18 protein-coding genes are annotated in these 20119 nt (G+C 32.4%); 11 read left to right on the forward strand and 7 right to left on the reverse strand.

Going from position 1 to position 20119, the window contains the following annotated elements; genetic code table 11:
- Positions 1 to 248 precede the first annotated feature (248 nt).
- From LXO72_RS09810 to LXO72_RS09840, 7 genes are all read right to left on the reverse strand, one after another.
- Entirely contained in the window at positions 249 to 1466 is a 1218-nt protein-coding gene (locus LXO72_RS09810; RefSeq protein ID WP_233332503.1) for a site-specific integrase, read from the reverse strand.
- A gap of 65 nt (positions 1467 to 1531) precedes the next feature.
- Positions 1532 to 1795 (reverse strand): helix-turn-helix domain-containing protein, encoded by a 264-nt coding sequence (locus LXO72_RS09815; protein WP_233332505.1) that lies wholly within the window; start codon positions 1793 to 1795, stop codon positions 1532 to 1534.
- Positions 1786 to 2373: a replication protein gene (locus tag LXO72_RS09820; protein ID WP_233332507.1), complete on the reverse strand. Its 588-nt coding sequence runs from the start codon at positions 2371 to 2373 to the stop codon at positions 1786 to 1788. Before LXO72_RS09820 ends, LXO72_RS09815 begins: the two co-directional genes overlap by 10 nt.
- 131 nt (positions 2374 to 2504) lie before the next feature.
- Entirely contained in the window at positions 2505 to 3119 is a 615-nt protein-coding gene (locus tag LXO72_RS09825) for a hypothetical protein (RefSeq protein ID WP_233332509.1), read from the reverse strand.
- Positions 3120 to 3122: 3 nt separating this feature from the next.
- The gene (locus LXO72_RS09830; RefSeq protein WP_233332511.1) at positions 3123 to 4199 is read right to left on the reverse strand and encodes a cell division protein FtsK; all 1077 of its coding nucleotides are present in this window, start codon (positions 4197 to 4199) and stop codon (positions 3123 to 3125) included.
- Positions 4199 to 4513: a hypothetical protein gene (locus LXO72_RS09835; protein WP_233332513.1), complete on the reverse strand. Its 315-nt coding sequence runs from the start codon at positions 4511 to 4513 to the stop codon at positions 4199 to 4201. Before LXO72_RS09835 ends, LXO72_RS09830 begins: the two co-directional genes overlap by 1 nt.
- Positions 4514 to 4612: 99 nt before the next feature.
- Positions 4613 to 5140: a hypothetical protein gene (locus LXO72_RS09840; protein ID WP_000221461.1), complete on the reverse strand. Its 528-nt coding sequence runs from the start codon at positions 5138 to 5140 to the stop codon at positions 4613 to 4615.
- 279 nt (positions 5141 to 5419) lie between these two features.
- On the opposite strand from LXO72_RS09840, the gene LXO72_RS09845 reads away from it, so the two are divergent.
- From LXO72_RS09845 to LXO72_RS09895, 11 genes are all read left to right on the forward strand, one after another.
- Complete coding sequence (locus LXO72_RS09845; RefSeq protein ID WP_233332516.1) at positions 5420 to 6745, forward strand: hypothetical protein; 1326 nt, start codon at positions 5420 to 5422, stop codon at positions 6743 to 6745.
- A gap of 306 nt (positions 6746 to 7051) precedes the next feature.
- Positions 7052 to 10534, forward strand: a complete 3483-nt coding sequence (locus LXO72_RS09850; RefSeq protein ID WP_233332519.1) for a hypothetical protein — start codon at positions 7052 to 7054, stop codon at positions 10532 to 10534.
- 592 nt (positions 10535 to 11126) lie between these two features.
- Positions 11127 to 11720, forward strand: coding sequence for a hypothetical protein (locus tag LXO72_RS09855; RefSeq protein WP_233332521.1), 594 nt, complete (start codon positions 11127 to 11129; stop codon positions 11718 to 11720).
- Positions 11717 to 12346 carry a hypothetical protein gene (locus LXO72_RS09860; RefSeq protein WP_233332523.1) on the forward strand — a complete coding sequence of 210 codons (630 nt, stop codon included), beginning with the start codon at positions 11717 to 11719 and terminating at the stop codon, positions 12344 to 12346. Before LXO72_RS09855 ends, LXO72_RS09860 begins: the two co-directional genes overlap by 4 nt.
- Before the next feature lie 257 nt (positions 12347 to 12603).
- Complete coding sequence (locus LXO72_RS09865) at positions 12604 to 13233, forward strand: hypothetical protein (RefSeq protein ID WP_233332525.1); 630 nt, start codon at positions 12604 to 12606, stop codon at positions 13231 to 13233.
- Entirely contained in the window at positions 13224 to 14543 is a 1320-nt protein-coding gene (locus LXO72_RS09870; RefSeq protein WP_233332526.1) for a hypothetical protein, read from the forward strand. The genes LXO72_RS09865 and LXO72_RS09870 overlap by 10 nt, the downstream gene beginning before the upstream one ends.
- A gap of 13 nt (positions 14544 to 14556) precedes the next feature.
- Entirely contained in the window at positions 14557 to 14853 is a 297-nt protein-coding gene (locus LXO72_RS09875) for a hypothetical protein (RefSeq protein ID WP_233332528.1), read from the forward strand.
- 8 nt (positions 14854 to 14861) lie between these two features.
- The gene (locus tag LXO72_RS09880) at positions 14862 to 15188 is read left to right on the forward strand and encodes a hypothetical protein (RefSeq protein ID WP_223355719.1); all 327 of its coding nucleotides are present in this window, start codon (positions 14862 to 14864) and stop codon (positions 15186 to 15188) included.
- Positions 15189 to 16008: 820 nt separating this feature from the next.
- Positions 16009 to 16521 carry a GNAT family N-acetyltransferase gene (locus LXO72_RS09885; protein ID WP_049473333.1) on the forward strand — a complete coding sequence of 171 codons (513 nt, stop codon included), beginning with the start codon at positions 16009 to 16011 and terminating at the stop codon, positions 16519 to 16521.
- Positions 16522 to 16794: 273 nt separating this feature from the next.
- Positions 16795 to 17244, forward strand: a complete 450-nt coding sequence (locus tag LXO72_RS09890; RefSeq protein ID WP_002908710.1) for a CopY/TcrY family copper transport repressor — start codon at positions 16795 to 16797, stop codon at positions 17242 to 17244.
- A gap of 19 nt (positions 17245 to 17263) precedes the next feature.
- Positions 17264 to 19486 (forward strand): copper-translocating P-type ATPase, encoded by a 2223-nt coding sequence (locus LXO72_RS09895; protein WP_233332530.1) that lies wholly within the window; start codon positions 17264 to 17266, stop codon positions 19484 to 19486.
- Positions 19487 to 20119 lie beyond the last annotated feature (633 nt).

Genomic DNA, 20119 nt, shown 5'->3' on the forward strand with positions numbered 1-20119 from the left:
GATTCAGATTTTATGAAATTAAAAAGTAGATATTGTTCAGAAAATCCTTGATATTACGCTGTTTTTAGTCCAACTGAAATCCATACTTTCCAAACCAGGTCTTAAGAAAGCTCGTAAAGCTTCACAATTCTCAAAACGTTAATCAATACGATACTATCAACGTTTCAAAGCACTCAAGAGTTTACCTCATGGGTGCTTTTTTTATGTTTTTTGAAAAAGTTCACCTCAAAGTTTACCTTATTTTAACCTTATTGTTTTAGAGACTTTAAGGCAAATTCACCGACTGCCATAGGGACTACATTAGAAGTATTGACATAAATCTGTGTTGTACCTGTGTCGCTATGTGTTAGAGCTTCGGAAATAGCTTCTAAGCTCATTCCTGCCTGTTTAGCGAGTGTTGCTCCCGTATGACGTAGTTTATGTGGTGTAGCGTGTGTAAGCTCTGGGTGTCGCTTTCTGATAGTTTCCATCTTATTATTGAGATAGTCAGAGTGTAAAGGTTTATTGATATTTCCTATGGTATCTATGTAAGTGAAGATGAATTGTTCTGGATTAGTGATGATACCAAACTTTGCTAGTTCATATTTTTGTTGTTTTTTCCATAAGGTTAGAAGTTGAAGCAAGTCGCTAGAAATAGAAAAGATAGTTTTTTTATTTCCTTTGGTAGATTTTACTTGTCCATATCTATCTAAAGCCGGAATTAACTGAATCTGAGATTTTGAAAAGTCGATATGTTTCCACTGGAGAGCATATGTTTCTGATTTTCTATCTCCAAGGAAAAAAGTGAGATAGAAAAGGACGTAATCTTTGAGTGATATTTTATCGTTTTCTAAATCTTCTTTAAAAGCTGAGAACCATTCTTGGAGTTGCTCATGAGTTAAATATAAATCTTCATCACGTTTTGATTCTGCAAGTTGAATTTTTTTAACAGCCTTAATTCGTCTTAAAGTTTTTGCAACTCTATTTGCTTCAATATATTCAAGTTCTTCTGCCCAATCAAAAATAGAAATAACGTAACTTCGTAAAGTTTTGAAGTTGGCATATTCGTTGGCTTTTGTCGTCATCAAATTTAGAATAACCTGTTTATTTTGGTTTAAAAATTGAATCGTATAGTTGCCAAGAAGTGGTAGTATATGCTTTTCAAAACATGTTTTGGTATTAGCAATTGTTGACCTGCTTAGTGGCTTCGAAGTAGATGTAGTTTGTCCTGCTTTGTAGGATTCCCACCAAATATTATTAAAGAAGTCCGAGAAAAGAATATCTTCTTTTCCTAGTCCCGAAAAGACGTTATCTTCAATTTGGTTTAGCTTCGTCAGTAGGTCTATCTCTGCTTGTCGTGCCTCCTTTCTTGTTTTAAATCTCTTATCATAATAGTTATTGTTAACGATACCAAGAGGCATTCGTGCTTCTAATGGTATATAGACTTTTAAGCGGTAAGTTCCGTTTTTTGTCTTACTGATAGTCATGATATTCTCCTTTATATCGAACCAGAAAATATCATGACCATTATAAAATAAAAATCTTGATTTTTCTAGTTGTTACTGTTTAGCCAGCGGTCAATAGCGTCTTTGTGGAATCGAATTGTTTTTCCAATTTTGATTGATGGAAGCCCCCTTTGAATCCATGAATCAAGAGTATTGTTGGAAATTCCTAAATAGTCGCAAGTCTGTTGTTTGTTCAAATAGGGAAAACTTAAAGTATTTTTTTCTAATTGTTGTTTAATTTCTTTTTGGATAAGGTTTGATAGCAATAATTGAATCTGGTAAATTTGCTCATCTGGTAGGATTACTTGCATTCGTTATCCTCCTTCCCATATCTAGAATGACGGCGTGAGTCCAGATATTTTGCAAAGAAGTAAGTTTTATCCATAATTAAATTTAACAACTCCTGTTTTTCTTTTCTAGCGTATCTAACTAAGTTATTAAATTCTGTAAAATTGTGTTCCTCTATGATATCAATTACCATTGAAAGAAATTCGTCACTGTTGTTGCTGATAAGAAATTTATCTAGCTCAAAGCCACAACCAGTTTCAATTTCGTTGATATCATACAGAGTCTTTTCAGGATTTTCTGCATGAGTGAAGTAGTCATACATTCCTTTAGGAGACATAACAGGTTCTACATGGGCAGGTGTATTGAGGTTTTTAGTTAGTAAATCAGAAACTTGCGAATAACTTTTGAGTGAATCAAAATATAATGCTCCATGCTTGTGGGCTTTTTTGAATTCTCCTGTTTCCTTGTTGATGTCTTTGTCGTGCCATGGACTAAGAACAAAGGGGATATGCATGTTCTCTAAAACATCCAGATAATGCTCAGGGGCACTTTCCTGATAGAGAAGGAAAGCCCACTTGTTCGAGCGTTTTTCTTTAGTCATTGATTTCCTTTCTATGATTGATGATTATTGGTGTAATGGGGGTCGTAGTAACCCCATTACACATGAATAGATGATTTTGAAAATATGAGGCTTTTGGCTTTCACTATGTGAGCCAAGCCCCATATTTTCCTTTATCTATTAGTTCCTGTAAACCAAAGTTTATTACCTTTTCGATGAGGTGAAGAAAAATAATAGTATGGATTTCTGTTTGAAATTTCTTCCTTGATATCATTTTCCATTTCTTTCAGTAACTTCTGAGCCTGTTGAGTTCTTGGAATGGCAAGTAAGATAGTGACGGTTTCTTTTCTTACATCTACCGTACACCCTAAGACAGAATGATTGAAACTTTTTAAAATGGGGTTGATGCGAGTAATAGTCTGATTCTCAATTGTATTCATTGCTTCATATTGTTCATCTTGCTTCAGAAATTGTCTCATTCTAAAAGTCTGGTAAATAGACTTGAAATAATTCCATAATGAATCTTTTAAAAATCTTTGAACTAACTCAATGATAACCAAAAGAGCAGGAACGAGAATAAGACAGCATGACAATAGTTGAATGTAATGTTCAAGAGCAGTCAGCTTATCTAGTATTGTTGTAAAAAGTCCTTGCATTCCATAGAGTTTTGTAGTTTCTAACATTTGAATAAGTAAGTTGATTCCAATCTTAAAGAGAAAGCTAAACAAGGCAAGGACTATTAAGTTAGCATTTAGGTTGTAGGTTGTTTGAAAGAAAGTCTTTTTCATAGGTTACAGAATGCCTTTCTTTGTATAGTAGGTAGGGCAAAGGAGAGGTAAAACTTGATAAGGATGTTCATTATCAATAATCTGAATAAGTCCAGTTCCTTTTCCTATAGGGATAACAATGCCTTCAGGATCTAGGTCAGGAAAAAGAAATTGTGTTGTCTTCTTGTTGATATTACCAATTTGAATTAAGACATTTAACTGTTCCCGAACAGAAATTGGAATAGATGTATGGTCGAAACGCTGACTGACTAGAAAAAGATGGACTTTTGTAGCTCGACCAAGCAAAGCAATTTGAGATAGAAGAGAAAAGAAAGAGTCCTTGATGGTTTTATTGACTCCCTCGGATAATGCCAGAACTTCATCAATGACTATAGTCAAATGTTCAAATGGATGGTCTGGCTTATCATAGAGAATTTCTTGTCTCTGTTGAATAAGATTCAAGCAGGCGCTTAGGTTCTCATTGATTTCTGAAACAAAGTCTGATTTAGAGCGATTTTTATGAGGATGTAGAACGGCAATTCCATTTTCACGCGCCCAACGGCTAGGCGTGTCAAATTTAGGGTCTACAATAATCAAGTCAGAAATATTTTTGAGCATACTGAGAAAGTACGTTAGAGCATAAGATTTACCAGATCCACTATTTCCTGCGATAGCTATAGAAGTTACTTTGTTGTAGTCAAGAGTAAGATTTTTCATGATGGGAATCAGATTTCCTTTCTGTTTTGCCGTGAATTCTTCCAAATCAGGAATCACTAGACGTTCAGAAACTCCTGCTTTCCAAGGGAAGAAAAGCCCACGCTGGACATGAATATCATCTGTATCTAGCGCCATAAAATAGGCTGAATTTTGTTTGATAAGAGTGAAGCGAGGATAAAGAGCAGCATTCGCAATCAGGAAAATTTTCTGATAGAGTTCATCATCAATGATATAACCAGCTGGCAAACGAGGAAGAAAGAGGAATCCTTCTTCCATAATTTTGCAGTCAAAGCTATTAGTATAGCTAGTTTCTCCTTGCATAATGCTTCCAAGTCCCATGTTAAGGCTTTGGAGCAGGTATTGTCCCAGTTCTCTATTCGTCATTATTTGACCTCCTTGAGATTGTCAGCTTTGAAGTAGACGTTAAAGCCAACTTCGCAGGCTTGAAGATTATCAAACTGTACCAATGCCATATAAGATGGTAGCTTCACTTCGGATTCAAATTTGACGGTAAAGGGCGGAAGTCCTTTTTGTGAGAACCAAGCTTTATAAGCAATGATTTCACCTGTTGGTTGGCCGTCTTCAAATTTAATTTGTGCTTCTAGTTCGGTGCTTAAGCAGAGAATGCCCTGCTTGTTGTCAATATATTCATTAGCAGTATTAGCTGAGTAGCCACCTTTGCGATTGCGTGTTTTCATTAGATTTACCTCGTATTTGATTATTTGTCTTAGCTAAGAACAATCTTAGTTTAACGTAATTTCATGAAGTAGACTGTCAGTTTTTATGACAGTCTATCTTTAAAATTGTGATATGAGGCAGGCAAATTCAGATAACCAATCAGTTATTTTTTCAGCAATTTGATAGGATGTTTCTTCTTCTGGAAAATCTGAAATAAAGCTTGATAAGGAGTCTAGAAAAATTTTTTTATTTTTTTCAATGATTTGCGATACTTCTTTCTTCGAGACATTGGAAAATTTTTTTGCTATTAACTTTTTTAGAAAAGTATTTTCAAACGTAGGATCTATCAAAATTGTAGATATTATATTTTCAATAAGTAGTAGTTCGAATTCAATACTCGGGAAAAATAATTCCCTAGGATTTTTATAATCTAAACTGGTCTGAAAAGCTAACGAAGCATTAAAACTAATATTTCTTTTTCCCTTTAGAATTTGTCCAACTGTTGTTTCGGATAATAACTCAACTTCCCCTTCAGCTGTTTCATATCCAATTTGATTTTGTAACATTTCTCGCTCATTAAGTATTCTCTTGAGCTCTATACCTAACAGTTTGCAATATAATTCCTCTATTACACTTTTATATGTCATTTTACTTCCTTTCCGTCCTTGGACGGAATAGAAACACAGTCGTTTACCGAGCTAAGTATGAAAAAAACACACCAAAGAAACGGTGAAACATTTGACATAGCGAATACCTAAAGATGTAGCTATGTTCTGAGTTTCAATCCGTCCTTTGGTGCACCTTTGGACTTCATAATTTCCTATTTAAATAGGGATAATTACATTATAAAGAGAAAAACGTGGTATAATTAAGGTGATTTTTATAAAATAACAACTTAAAAACACCACGTTTTTAAAAGGAAGATTATGATTTTTAAAAGGACAAAGAAGTATTTTATCGATTGTGCTTCATTGAGGCTAGATTCTAAAATTAAAATTATAAATGAGGAACGTAAGTCAAGGGCTTCAACAGAGTATTACTGGTATACAGGTCAAGAAAAGAAAATAAATAAGAAATATAAAAAACTTACGAATAGAGAGATTTCTTCAAGCAATTCTCCGTTAATTAGCCTTATTAGAAGAGGGATGGTAACCTCAAAGAATCCATATCTTTATACTCCTAATGCAATAGAAGATGTTTTGAACAATTGTAAGTTGGATGAATATGGCACAAAATTAGGTTTAGTTAGTAATGAAAAAAAGAAATATATAGCGCGTAATATAATGTTTAAATCTTATGATGAAATTTGCTTTGGTGATTATTCCGAACATTGGAAACTCACATCCTTCCTATCATCTATTATTATTTTAGATATTCTTTTTGAATCTTATGATGAAAATCTATGGAGAATAGTTTTAGGATATATGCCACTTAATATTGAATTTGAAAAAATAAGATTAGATGTTGTTGATGTTCAAAAAGTATATAGTATACTTTTTGAAGAGCATTATGAATTATTTATGACAGGGATTTTTCGAGCTACAGAAAAAGCTCTTAATGTTGATGCTTTATTTTGGAAATTTTATGAAGAACGTGTAAAAAACGAACCAAAAAACATCAATAAAATAGCATTTATTGATGTTTATCTGAACGAATTTTACACTGAAATTTTAAAGAAAAAAATAGATAAATTTATTAATGATGGCAGTTATTATGGCTATAAAGAAAAGTATATTCATGAAAATAGTACTTATCAAAGTTTAGAGTCAATAATTTCAATTCAACAGGAGATGCGTTTGTACCAAGGTGATATGGAATCAGTTGAAATTAGAAAAAAATATGGCAATAAGGTATGGGATGATAATTTGCTAAATGCTCTAAATAAGGATAACATTGATGACGTTCTGGGTAAGTATACTGATAAATATTTAGATTATGAAGATATAGATACCATATACGCTACATACATATTAGAACTGACAGAAAAATTACTTCATTTAATGAGTAGTTTCCAAAGTTTTAGAGAGGAAGATTCTCATTGGCAAGGTAATTATTTAGGTTATGTCAAAAAATACCAATATGGCAATGAGATCTTAAAATATATTCAAACAGGAGATAAAGAGCTCCTGAGACCCTTGATTTATGAAAGCTTACAAAGGGGAAACAATGGATTTGCAAGAGAAAGATATTTTATAAAAAGACATCCAGATAGCTATTTAGCTCGAGAAATAAGAAAGTTTTATGAAGAATGATGTTCTAGATAATTATAGAAAATAAAAAAATCGCCTATTTTAATCTCTAAACAAAAGCTGACCGATATTTATTAGTCTCCTAATATCATACTAATTATCGGATTTATTAGTATAAAAAATAATAATTATAATGTGTTAAGAAATTAGACAAGACTTTTAGCTGAAAATAAATTGACGGCTAATTTAAGAAGTTGTATAATTCTAAGGAATTTAATTTATTCGAAGATAGATAGTTAGAAAGCTGTATTTCTTTCAACATTCTGATTACATTTGGGAGAAAAAATTGATAGCCTATGAGGAAAAAATATGAATAACTCTTTTTTATTAGAATATGACATTGAATCTTTATCTAAAGTTATCTACTCTATTACTTCATGGTTTCCAAATAGGAGATTTTTAGGAATAGTAGATAAATTGAATAGAGATTTTATTAATAATGAAAGTAAGATTTTAGGGACTACTAAAATAGATTCATACAGCAAATTTGTAGACTTTTATAAAAAAGCAATTGAGTATTATATACCTGAATACCCAAAAGAAGATTTCCCTATTGATACTGGAAATGTAAGGTTCTATTCAAATGATAGATTTCATAAAATATTTATAGGAAATGGCAATGAAGATACTTATGAAACTTCATTTGTAATAGAATCTTTAGTGCATGATTTTAAGCAATTCAAAGAAATATGGTATGAGATACTTGAATATGAAGATTTAATTATTTCATCCTTAGAACCATTTAAAAGTGAGTTTACTCAAGAAAACTTTGAATGTCCACCTGAGAGTTATTTCAATTTTATATATCAAAATCATGAGCTTTTTTATGATAACGAACTTGCCCAGTATTTCAAAACATTCAAAAGTAATAATGCTGAGTTATATCCATTATTTACTCCTGTTAATAACTTTCCCATATTTTTACCAGTTATGAAAGATTGTTTTATGGAGAGAATAGAAAGCGAAATAGAGGAATCAAAGTTTGAAGAATCTATTTGGTTAAGCTTCTGGAGCAGACTAAATTGTAATTTTACAAAATTCTTTGAACGAGAAGGAAATTCATTTTATAATCTGAGGTTAATTAACAAAGAGGCTAAAGAAAAGATTGATTTAAAAAATACATTGGCATTTTTAAATGAAGATAGATTAATTGTTTTAGAGCCAAGCCAAAATAAAATTTCAGATCACTTAAAAAAAGGAATTATTGATAATACTTACCAGATAGTAGGTCTTTGTCAAGATGGAGAAGTTAGAGGATTTGAGTTTAAGTCCCAGAGCAATATTATTTTTGTTGGAGTTGACACCAAGAGTATATCTCCAAATATCACTAAAACATTCCTATTTGGAGATGATGATGAATATGTATTAAATGCAAGTAGTATTATAGGAATAATTAACAATGCGAATTCAATAAAAGAAATCGTTGATTTTTTTATAGCTTATAACAATAATCAAGATAGAATTATGTCTTTCTCCAATGGAGATGCTTTATTTCGAATGTGGCAATCATCAAATCAGATGATTAATGATGGTGCTTTGAATGTAAATATGGCTTTCTTACCCTATGAAAGTGTTCATTATAATATGGAAACGTTTGATAAAATTGTATTAAACTATCCATTTGAAATAGGGGGAGAGTTTTATAATATTCATGGTTGGAAAATAGTTGATAGGGAACAAACTGATTTGTCACTTATTTCAAAAGCTCATCTTGGATCAATTGATATATTTTCAGAGAATCATAAAAAAATTATATATCGGGAGTTACATTTTATTTTAGAAGATATAAATATCTATGATTACGAACAAATAAAATCTTTTAACGAAATTGTTTTAAATGCTTTATATCATAATAAAGAAGCAATTTTATCAAACTATGAAAAAGAAACTATGGAGATTAATTTAGTATCTAAGTCTGTGCTTGATAGAAATGCTAATTCTAGATGTCCGATACAAGAAACGAACTATTTTAATAAAATAGTTTTTGTTAAAAATTCCAAATATCAGATAACTTTATTAGCTCCTAGATGGAATAAAATATTTGCTGATAATCTTTCCAAATCAACATTGGAATTTGAAAATACAATTCTAATAAATTTACTAGACGGTTTCCTTTTTAAGGATAGAGTTTTGTTATTTGAAAAAATTAAAGAAACAGACAATGAGAAACGAACTTCAAGCTTATTTGAAGTTAGGGTTGAATATTTTATTCAGCCTCATTTAGAATTCTCAGCTCCTAAAAACTATTCTTTTAAAAGAGTCAGGAAAAGTATTGCTAACATCATTAAAGAACTTGGATTAGAGCCAGGTATATATTGTGAATCAGACATAGTTGCTATCGTAAGATGTTTTAGAAATAAAATACGCGAAGACTTAGTTTCTATGATGTCATTGTATAATCAGTATGACTTGATACTTAAACTACAAAATATATTATCTTTAATTATTTTTAATATTGATATCCACCGCAGAAGATTAACTACATTTTCAGATAACGGAAATCTTCAAACTGTTAAATTAAATAAATTTCGAGAACAAACGATTGATTTACGTGAAGAGGCCCGCGTTTATAAACCAATATTAGAATATCTTATTGAAGAGAATTTAGTAACAGAAAGGGATGATGACGCATTAATTCCAAGTGATGATATTGTTGATGAATTGATTGCTTATGGGAAATACATATTAGATTTTCAACTTCTTTCTGATGCCTATTCGTATGGTGCTAGCAATTGGTTTCAGTTAGAGATTGAAGATAATTATGTTGTAGATATTTCAGAAACGGAAAAGTACTTACAATTTGTTGATGAAATGATAGAAATCAAGTATAAATATGGTGAATACGCAAGTAGAGATAAGGAAATTGACAATAATATAATTGGTCTGGTTAAGAAATCGTTCTTTCAAGATACGAAAGTTGATTTTGATTCTTTTATTTGTTTCCTCTCCATATTTTCAAGTAATAGTCATATTTTAAAATTAAAAAATCAAAAATTACTGACTGTAAAAGGAAATGTTGTAACAGGTAAAATAGAAGATTTGGCTAAATATTTTGAAGAGAATTCGGACTATTCAATTGAAATCTTTTATGGTGTTTTGAAATTCTTAGTTATAGAAAAGAAGAAAATTACTACTAATGGAGTAATTCCAATATGGGAGAAAAAGAAAAGAGATAATAAATTTTCTGCTAAACCTATTATTGTTAATCATAATAGCATTATTTTTTCACCTATTATTCTTGATAGGTTGGCAAAAGATTGGACAGAGGGAATGATGAACTTCATTTTACCATATGATATTGGTATGCAAAATACGCTAAATACAATAAATAGTTGGAAAAAATTTTACGAACAACAGATAGTCCAAAATCTTAAGGGCTTATTTAAAGATAATAGGTACGTTACTCATATTGATCAAGAATTATATAAATTAGATATTAAAGGAAATCATCCTAGAAATTTAGGAGATTACGACCTAATTGTGATAGACAATAAGCTGAAAGAAATATTATTATTTGAAGTTAAATATATGCGTTTAAGTCAGACTATGAAAGATAGTATGGGTGATCAAAAAGAATACTTTTTTGGGGGAAAGGCCAAAGGACTAAAGTTCAAACGGCGAGTAGAGTATTTTGAAGAGAATCTAGATGTAATTTGTAGAAATATCGGATTAGAAGAGAGATACTCAATAAAATCATATTTCATTACAAATAAACTAATAAAATCAAACTTTGTGGAATTTCCATTTGAAATTATTAGTTTTAATGAATTTAAATCTCTCAATAATAATTGAATTTCTTTATAAAATTTGAACAGGTTATCAAAGTATTCATTTTCTAAAATTGATAAAAGAGATTTTGTATATATTAACTTCTAAATTTATTTCTCATAAAATGTAGTCATTTGGTTGATTTTTACAGTAACACATCGAAATTCTAAATTTCAAAAACCACTTTAAATCAATATTTTTCGTCATAACTGACGAGTAATGAATGTCTGCTTGACTTCTGTCTGTAAAAACCAAATAAGGTAAACTTTTGATATTCTGGTTCGATTTTTACTTATTTTTGACGAAAATTTACCTTATTTTGATGCAATTGATTGAAATTAGTTGAAATTTTATTTTCTGAAAACTAGTGAGAACGTTAATTTTAGAGCATTTTGAAATTAGATGAAATAAGTGATGCCCCAACCAGGCTTGAAAAAAGCTCGTAAAGCATCACAATTTAGTAAACGTTAATACTTATTTACACTTATTGAAAGCATTTCGTCTAATACGAGATGCTTTTTTCTGGCTTAATTTTACAAATTGGCAATTATGTTATAATAAGTAATATGATTGCAGACTAAAAATTGTAGATTATCACTTGGAACGGAGGCAACTAATGAGAAATAAGGTTGCTAAAATAATTGCTATTGTAATAGTTTTTATATTTGGAGGGGCTTATATATATAATAAACTAACTAAGCCGAGTCTAGGCCCCAAAACAGTCAAACTCTATCAGCATGGCTTTCGTTTGCTAGAAGAGCAAATAGGAACCTACATCAAAGAACACTATAGAGATATTGAGAAGATTGAATTTTCCCCAATATACGTTACTGAGGAAGGGTCAACTTTCTCAAATGTCTATATCCGTCCAACTATTTATGATAAGCATGGAAATAAAGCTACTCTCGGTACTAAAGTTAAAAATTTAATTCCAAGTGATATTGGTATCATCTCATACATAATAGCTGATTTTGATGGAGATGAGAATGAAGTTATAGAATTAACGGACTCAAATGGGAAATTTATTGATGTTTCCAATGAACAACACTTACCTAATGAAGTTAAACTGACTAGACAGGAACTTATAGATGAGAATATAGAATTATTAGTAGAAGATGGTCAGTTAAAAGGAGTCGTAAAAGATGAAAAAGGGAGTCCGAATGCAGAAATTGTTTATAATACGGAATTCCAAAAAGGAGGAGCGAAATGAAGAAGAAGCTCTTTAGGCTTGCCTTAGTTCTTGCTATTTTGATTGCTGCAAGTATGTTGTATCTTAACAAAAAGATGGAAGAGCAGAAAGATCCATACAACGTGAGTACTGTGTTAGACGACAAAGGAGTGAAACTTTACAAACGAGGATTTCGTTTGTTAGAAGAACAACTGGCAACTTACATTAAAGAACATTACTCTGGTGTCAGTAAAATAGAGTTTTCACCAATTTTTGTTCAAGGTGGAAACGGACAAACTATGTTCGATGCTAATATCGTTCCCGTAATTTATGACAATCATGGGAATAAGGCTTATTTAGGGCGAAAGGTTGGTAAGCATGGATATGCAAGCTACGGTCTTTTAGGAGATCTACGGTTAGATTTTAATGGATTTGATGAGGAAGTGATTGAAATTGATGTAGATGGTAAATTTCTTGCCATAACGAATTACAAAAGCTTGCCTCCAAAAGCTAAATTGACAATTAACCCCTCAATGGATGAAAATATTGTAGCGCTTGTCAATGCTGGTCACCTAAAAGATGTGGTAAAAAGTGAAAAAGGTAGTCTAAAAGCAGAAGTTGACTATAATACAGATATTAGGAAAGGAAATGAGTGGGAATGGCGTTGATTGAATGGCATTGTTTATAATTAATAACACATAGTAAGGCTAAAAGATGTTAAGAAATCAGATGTAGTAAGTCCGAATGCTGAAATAGACTACAACTTAGAAATTAAAAGAGGGAGCTACTCAGAATGGAAATAATCCTTTATTAATCAGGGGGCTTATGGATAATATGGCAGGATAAATCGTCAAGATTAGAAATATTATGATATACTATAATAAAAAATAAAAGCGTTTTCATAAAGGTGTGAGGTAGGTAAACAATGAAGAAAAAAAAATTTGCGATCATTGCAGTTCTTATAGTTTTAATTTCAGGAGGAGTATATTGTATGACAAAATGGATTGAACACAAAAACTCTCCATATAATGTTAGTGATGCTTTAGACGACAAAGGAGTGAAACTTTACAAACGAGGATTTCGTTTGTTAGAAGAACAACTGGCAACTTACATTAAAGAGCATTACTCTGGTGTCAGTAAAATAGAGTTTTCACCAATTTTTGTTCAAGGTGGGGATGGGCAGAGCATGTTTCATGCCAATGTTGTTCCTGTCATTTATGATACTCATGGTAATAAAGTCTATTTAGGTCGAACAGTTCAAAATTTCGGTTATGCTAGTTATGGAGATTATGGTGATGTCAGATTGGATTTTAATGGATTTGATGAAGAAATAATTGAGCTAAGAGTAGGAGATGATTTTATTGATATTGCAGGCAATAAAAAACTCCCTGAGGAAGTCAAACTATCATCTAACCCCAAGATGGATGAAAACATTGAAGCGCTTGTTAAAGATGGACAGCTGAAGGACGTGGTTAAAAGTGAAGAAGGCAGTCCAAGTGCAGAGGTTATTTATAATACAGAAATCAAGAAAGGATATCATTGGGAATGGCATTAAATGATGAACAGGTACAGGAATTACAAGTTGATGTGTTAAAAATAATAAAAGAAAAAAATGTTAATGAACAATTTGGTCTTGAAAGAAGCGGAAAGAAATATCAATTAATCAACGAAGTCAACGAAACCACCCAAGCCATTGCTGTTGCGCCTCTTGATAAGGAAGGGCACCCAGATTATAGTCAAACTACTATTGTTGTTGCCGGAACTCAAGCTCCCGATGGAGACATTAATAATCATGTTATAGAGTCTGGATTTAATGCAGTAACAGCAAGAGTTCAATTAACAGAACAGACAAAGGATGTTCGAGAATTTTATAATCAATCATTAGCTAGTGCTAAAAAAATGGCTGGAAAAGGACAAGAAGTTGATATTAGTAATATGTCGGGATTTAGTCAAGCAGGACCAGCTGTTGCTAAAGTAGCTGCGGAAATGAAAGTCCAGAAGATTACAAATTTCATGGACTGGGGTGCATGGGCTTCTTTGACCATGAATTCGTCCGATTATAAGGGGATTAGTAATGAAGAATTAGCATATCTTAATAAGCATTTACACTCATACAGTGATCAAGGGAAAGATTTAACAAGTTGGGATGGTCACGGGGGGATTATTCCATATGGTAAAGTGTTTACTGTCGAAGGTAAACATCATAATGCTGGTTTACCCAAGATTAAAGGTAATAGTCCAGATTTTGAGTGGTATGAAAAAAATCTTCTATTTTGTTCAGGAATGTCGAAGAGCCAAGTTGAAAGAATTGTAGACAAAATATTAAGCAAATCTAGTATTGATAATGCTTATAAAACAATGGCTAGACCAGAATTGATTGAACGCTATGAAGTAGAATACGGTCCTTTCGCTCCTGAGCCAACTAAACAAGATTTGATTTCTTTAAATATCAAACAAATCAAAGAATTAAAGGATTCCTTGAAGACTAGTTCTGGTAGTAAAAAAATTAGTTTAAGAGAAGAATTGGTCCGAGTAAGTGCGGAAACCACGAAACTTCAAGCTGAGGTTTACGAGGAAGAAATTAAATCAAAAATTGAATCTGCAAAGGAAAATGTCTCTCAAAAAATTTCATCCCTTAAAACTGAAGCATATAGTATTGCTCGTCACTTACCATCTAGTGAAGTAGAGGCTCTATTATCTGAACTAAGTTTGGATACTGCATGGAACAGTGGGAAAGAGACAAAAACGATCACTTCAGCAAGCGATTATAAGAATAGAATGTCTCAAATTTCAGATAATCTGAATAAAGTTGCTGATAGAATTATTGAAAGTGATCAAATAGGGGCCAAGATTTTTAGCAATTAAAAGGAGTTAATGAATGATTGAACCGAATACTGAAGATCGATTAGAAGCAGAGCGCATAAAAACTGAATACATGAAAGTTCAAGAACGATTGGCAATCCAGGCCCTAGTTTCAGCAACAAAAGCTGCCCTAATGGCTGAAGGAGCTATTTTACAAACATGGCTGGCTTATCAGGCGTTTAAAATGCAAAATTTTGCTATTTCTCAAGTACCTGCTTCTCTAGAAGGAGGATTAACAGGTGGTGCTGCTGATGCCATCAACAAGATTTTAACTGAAGTGCCTAAACCTGATCTTACCAGTCCAATACTTTAGGAGAATTCATGAATATTAATGATAAAATTAGTAAAGTTGAGAGTGATCATCAAGCTTTTAGAAGGAAAGTAGCAGATTATGAATTAGATTATCAAGATATGAAGCGAGATGCAAAAAGACTATCTGAAGATATGACTGACTTTATCATCTCCTATTGTCATAAACATCATCAAGAACTTCCAATACATGAATTGCGGCAATTAGAAGAAAATAGAGATAATTTTGAAAAGAGAATTTCTAGGTTTGAAACTAGATTAAGTCAAACATATCAGGAAGAAAATAAACTTTACAATAAAAGCATGGAATCTCTTGAAAAAGAAAAGAAGAAGGTTTAACTCCTATCACTATTTATAATACTTTATAGTAATACTACTTGCTCCAATTGTCCGAAAATTTGTGTAAATTCCAAATTGAAAATAAACCAATTTTTGATAGCGATTCCTTTTATTTATAAATACGTCAACTCGTTGTAAAGGTTGTTTGATCAAGAATTTTTGTAAAATCTAGATGTTGTTTTAATCTCTACCTATTTTCTAAAACTGGGAAAAATCTGATATAATAAGCTTTGTAGGTGTATTATATAAATGCATACAGAACTGAACTATTCCCCTATTTAAAAAATATTGATTCAAATTTTATGAAATTAAAAAGTAGATATCGTTCTGAAAACCCTTGATATTACGCTGTTTTTAATTCAACTGAAACCCATACTTTCCAAACCAGGCTTGAAAAAAGCTCGTAAAGCATCACAATTCTCAAAACGTTAATCAACACGATTATATCAACGTTTACAGACATTCAAGAATTTTCTCTTGGATGTCTTTTTTTGTTCAAAAAACTAAAGTTCACCCTATTGCTTTTTGAGACTTCTAAAGGCTATTTCTCCTGCTGTTTGATTTACTGTTTCAGTAGTATTGACATAAGTCTTCGTTATTTGGATGTCACTATGAGTAAGTGCTTCTGAAATAGCTTTGATAGATATTCTAGCCTGTTTGGCTGGTGTGGCGCCTTGAATATTATGCTTATCCATAGTATTTTGTGTTATAATGTAGAAACAATACAGAAAATAAAAGAATCTTTTTAAATTCTGTAAATTTCACTTTGTGTAAACATGAGAAAATGTTGAATGTAGATAATGATGGGGGAGGCTTTGAAATGATCAGTTTAGAGTTGTTGTCTGAAGCAAATAGTTTAGATGTCTATTCTTTTGAAAAAGAAAATCGAGAGTATTTTGAACGAAATTTACCTCCTAGACCAGCTAACTATTTTGATTTAGAAGGTTTTAAAGAAATTACAAGGGAGTTGTTAACGGAACAAAGGAATCGTGATGTCTATATGCATCTTATTAGAGATTCGCAAGGCGTTATGGTCGGGAGAATCAATTTAAGTGTCTTAGATGGTGATCGGAAAACAGCAGAACTTGGGTATAGAATTGGGGAAAATGTTACCAATTTAGGTTATGCAAGCGAAGCGGTTAGACTCGTTTTAGACAAAGCGTTTACTACTTATGGTTTTAATAGAATCATTGCAGGAACAGCAAGAGATAATCTAGCTTCTCAGAGAGTGCTTTTAAAAAATGGCTTCACCTTTAGTAGAATGATAGAAAATGACTTACAAATTCATAATGAGTGGGTTCATACAGCAGTATTTGAGGTAAGGAGACCATAATATCATCATTTCCAGTCTATTAACAAGGTTAATGGAGTTATATTCTTTCCAGACATTCAAGAATTTTCTCTTGGATGTCTTTTTTGTATAAAAAATAGTTGTTTTTCGGAAAGTTAGCTATTAATATTTATCAATGATAAAAATAGCATGTTTTAAGGGACTGACCCCAAAAAGTGAGAATTTAATAAAAAGACTTGACATAATTCGTTTACAATGGTAAACTTATTTTAAACATATTCGTTTACATATGTAGACAACTAGAGAGGAAGAAGAATGAGCACAATAGAATTTAATACTTATATCACAGATGCAGAATGGGAAGTCATGCGTGTAGTTTGGGCAAATGATCGAGTAACTAGTAAAAAAGTCATTTCCGTATTGCAAGAAAAAATGGACTGGACACAATCCACTATCAAAACGATCTTAGGTCGATTAGTTGGAAAAGGCGTACTAAATACAGAGCATGAAGGTAGAAAGTTTATTTACACTGCCAATATTGAAGAGACAGAAGCCGTAAGGGATTATGCAGAAGATATTTTTAACCGTATTTGCAATAAGAAAGTCGGAAATGTAATAGGAAGCATCATTGAAGATCATGTTTTAAGCTTCGATGATATAGATCGACTAGAAAAAATATTAGAGATGAAAAAATCTTTCGCAGTAGAAGAAGTGGATTGCAATTGTCCAGAAGGACAATGCGAATGTCATTTACATCATCATTAAGCATAAGGAGGAATTTAAAATGAATAATGACAACAAATATTCGTCCCATAATCACCATGATTATGACGACATGGATAAGTTAAAACACGAGCATGGAATCACAGATGAACATGGATACCATAAGGATCAACATCAAGTACATCATGCTGGGCATGATCACAGCGGGCACAGTGGGCATGATCACAGCGGGCACAGTGGACATGATCACAGCGGGCACAGTGGGCATAATCACAGCGGACACAGTGGGCATAATCACAGCGGACACAGTGGGCATAATCACAGCGGACACAGTGGGCATGCCCACCATCATCACGGAAGCTTTAAGGAACTTTTCTTAAAGTCATTGCCACTAGGAATCATTATTATGCTCTTAGTCCCTTTGCATGGATTTGAACTACCATTCCAGTTTACTTTTCCATATTCTGATATTGTAGTAGCTATTTTATCTACTATATTAATTATTTATGGTGGACGTCCATTCTATCAAGGTGCAGTTGACGAATTTAAACAAAAAGAACCTGGAATGATGGCACTCGTTTCTTTAGGTTTAAGTGTTTCATATTTATACAGTATTTATGCTGTGATCATTACCTACGTAACGGGTGAACACGTGATGGACTTTTTCTTTGAATTTGCTTCATTACTATTAATCATGCTATTAGGTCACTGGATTGAGATGAAAGCTATTGGAGAAGCAGGAGACGCACAAGCAGAATTGGCTAAGTTAGTGCCGAAAGATGCTCACGTTGTATTAGAAGACGATTCAATTGAAACACGACCAGTTGCTGACTTACAGGTAGGTGATTTAATTCGTGTTCAAGCCGGAGAAAATGTGCCAGCAGACGGGATTATCGAGCGTGGAGAATCACGTTTAAATGAAGCTCTTTTGACTGGAGAATCAAAAGCAGTTAAAAAAGGCCCTGGCGATGAAGTAATCGGGGGCTCAACAAATGGAGAAGGGGTTCTTTATATTAAAGTGAATGAGACAGGTGATCAATCCTTCATCTCTCAAGTTCAGAATTTAATCAGCCAAGCTCAAAGTCAGCCTTCCAGAGCAGAAAATATTGCTCAAAAGGTTGCAGGGTGGCTCTTCTATATTGCTGTTATTGTCGCGCTAATTGCTTTTGTAGTGTGGATGATTATTGGAGATATCCCAACGGCAGTTATATTTACTATTACTACATTAGTTATTGCTTGTCCGCACGCATTGGGTCTGGCTATTCCATTGGTAACCGCCCGTAGCACAAGCTTAGGAGCTAGCCGTGGCTTACTAGTAAAAGACCGCCAAGCCTTAGAAATAGCTCAAGATGCAGATGTGATTATTTTAGATAAAACGGGTACTTTAACAACTGGTGAATTTAAAGTATTAGATGTAAAACTTCTTAATGACAAATATACAAAAGAGGAAATCATTGCCTTATTGGCAGGTATTGAAGGAGGATCTAGCCACCCAATTGCTCAATCAATTATAAGTTTCGCCGAGCAGCAAGATATACGTCCAGCATCTTTTGATTCGATTGATGTGATTTCCGGTGCTGGAGTAGAGGGTAAAGCAGGTGAGCACCGTTACCAATTAATCAGTCAAAAAGCCTATGGACGTAATCTTGATATGGATATTCCAAAAGGAGCAACTCTTAGTGTCTTAGTAGAAAACGATGATGCCATTGGTGCTGTAGCTTTAGGGGACGAATTAAAACCAACGAGTAAAGAGTTAATTAAAGCTCTTAAAAAGAACAATATTCAACCAATTATGGCAACAGGTGATAATGAAAAAGCGGCTCAAGGCGCAGCAGAAGTTTTAGGGATTGAATATAGATCAAATCAATCTCCACAAGACAAATATGAGTTGGTTAAAACACTTAAAGATGAAGGAAAGAAAGTTATCATGGTAGGTGATGGTGTAAATGATGCTCCTTCACTTGCCTTAGCAGATGTTGGTATAGCTATAGGTGCTGGAACTCAAGTTGCATTGGATTCAGCTGATGTCATATTGACTCAATCCGATCCAGGAGATATTGAATCATTCATTGAATTAGCACACAAAACAACTCGTAAAATGAAACAAAACCTATTTTGGGGAGCTGGTTATAACTTTATAGCTATCCCTCTAGCTGCAGGAATTTTGGCTCCTATTGGTATCACATTAAGCCCTGCATTAGGAGCAATCCTAATGTCCGTGTCAACAGTCATCGTCGCCATTAATGCGATGTTATTAAGTTTAGATCCAAAAAATAACGGTTAACAGATCGAATTATTGAAACTCCTTAAAGTATCAAGATACAATAGTTTTACAGGAGAAAAAGAGATGTAAGTACTGGCTCTTTGTAAAATCGTGTTGGTAGAAGTAGACAATTTTTCTACCAACACGATTTTTAATTTATTATAGAACTGATTTCTGTTAAAATCCTAAAAGCCACCTATTTCGACAGTTTTATAGCATGTTATTCTATTTTCTTGACAATAATACCACCGTCTCCACACGTTTTTTAACCATAAAAAGCCACCTCCATGAGCATTTGATTATATTGTACCAAATCCAACTTGGAGGTGTTTTTATTTAATTCTCATTTACGGGGGTCAGTGCCAATTAAAATTGCATATTTTTTATTTAAAATGTATTAGAATTAAATTCATATAAAATATGCACGAAAAATAAATCAAAATTAAAAAGTACAAATTAATGAAGTGATTATTGATAAAAATAGTTAATAATTGGTTAAACAAAATATATAACTCGTTTATAAATTTATAGAAATGAACCATTATAAATCTCCTCTTAAATATTGAAAAAACCATTGGCAGTGGACATACTTTAAGACTATATATTTCTGAAACTAGTTTCACAATACAAATATTGACATGCAATTATTAATTG

Origin of the sequence: Streptococcus sp. XMC, from assembly GCF_021341835.1 — a bacterium.
Lineage (GTDB): Bacteria > Bacillota > Bacilli > Lactobacillales > Streptococcaceae > Streptococcus.

What these genes read in the sequence shown, in the direction of transcription:
- LXO72_RS09810 (WP_233332503.1), bottom strand. Translation starts at nt 1,466, where the DNA reads ATGACTATCAGTAAGACAAAAAACGGAACTTACCGCTTAAAAGTCTAT.
- LXO72_RS09815 (WP_233332505.1), bottom strand. Translation starts at nt 1,795, where the DNA reads ATGCAAGTAATCCTACCAGATGAGCAAATTTACCAGATTCAATTATTG.
- LXO72_RS09820 (WP_233332507.1), bottom strand. Translation starts at nt 2,373, where the DNA reads ATGACTAAAGAAAAACGCTCGAACAAGTGGGCTTTCCTTCTCTATCAG.
- LXO72_RS09825 (WP_233332509.1), bottom strand. Translation starts at nt 3,119, where the DNA reads ATGAAAAAGACTTTCTTTCAAACAACCTACAACCTAAATGCTAACTTA.
- LXO72_RS09830 (WP_233332511.1), bottom strand. Translation starts at nt 4,199, where the DNA reads ATGACGAATAGAGAACTGGGACAATACCTGCTCCAAAGCCTTAACATG.
- LXO72_RS09835 (WP_233332513.1), bottom strand. Translation starts at nt 4,513, where the DNA reads ATGAAAACACGCAATCGCAAAGGTGGCTACTCAGCTAATACTGCTAAT.
- LXO72_RS09840 (WP_000221461.1), bottom strand. Translation starts at nt 5,140, where the DNA reads ATGACATATAAAAGTGTAATAGAGGAATTATATTGCAAACTGTTAGGT.
- LXO72_RS09845 (WP_233332516.1), top strand. Translation starts at nt 5,420, where the DNA reads ATGATTTTTAAAAGGACAAAGAAGTATTTTATCGATTGTGCTTCATTG.
- LXO72_RS09850 (WP_233332519.1), top strand. Translation starts at nt 7,052, where the DNA reads ATGAATAACTCTTTTTTATTAGAATATGACATTGAATCTTTATCTAAA.
- LXO72_RS09855 (WP_233332521.1), top strand. Translation starts at nt 11,127, where the DNA reads ATGAGAAATAAGGTTGCTAAAATAATTGCTATTGTAATAGTTTTTATA.
- LXO72_RS09860 (WP_233332523.1), top strand. Translation starts at nt 11,717, where the DNA reads ATGAAGAAGAAGCTCTTTAGGCTTGCCTTAGTTCTTGCTATTTTGATT.
- LXO72_RS09865 (WP_233332525.1), top strand. Translation starts at nt 12,604, where the DNA reads ATGAAGAAAAAAAAATTTGCGATCATTGCAGTTCTTATAGTTTTAATT.
- LXO72_RS09870 (WP_233332526.1), top strand. Translation starts at nt 13,224, where the DNA reads ATGGCATTAAATGATGAACAGGTACAGGAATTACAAGTTGATGTGTTA.
- LXO72_RS09875 (WP_233332528.1), top strand. Translation starts at nt 14,557, where the DNA reads ATGATTGAACCGAATACTGAAGATCGATTAGAAGCAGAGCGCATAAAA.
- LXO72_RS09880 (WP_223355719.1), top strand. Translation starts at nt 14,862, where the DNA reads ATGAATATTAATGATAAAATTAGTAAAGTTGAGAGTGATCATCAAGCT.
- LXO72_RS09885 (WP_049473333.1), top strand. Translation starts at nt 16,009, where the DNA reads ATGATCAGTTTAGAGTTGTTGTCTGAAGCAAATAGTTTAGATGTCTAT.
- LXO72_RS09890 (WP_002908710.1), top strand. Translation starts at nt 16,795, where the DNA reads ATGAGCACAATAGAATTTAATACTTATATCACAGATGCAGAATGGGAA.
- LXO72_RS09895 (WP_233332530.1), top strand. Translation starts at nt 17,264, where the DNA reads ATGAATAATGACAACAAATATTCGTCCCATAATCACCATGATTATGAC.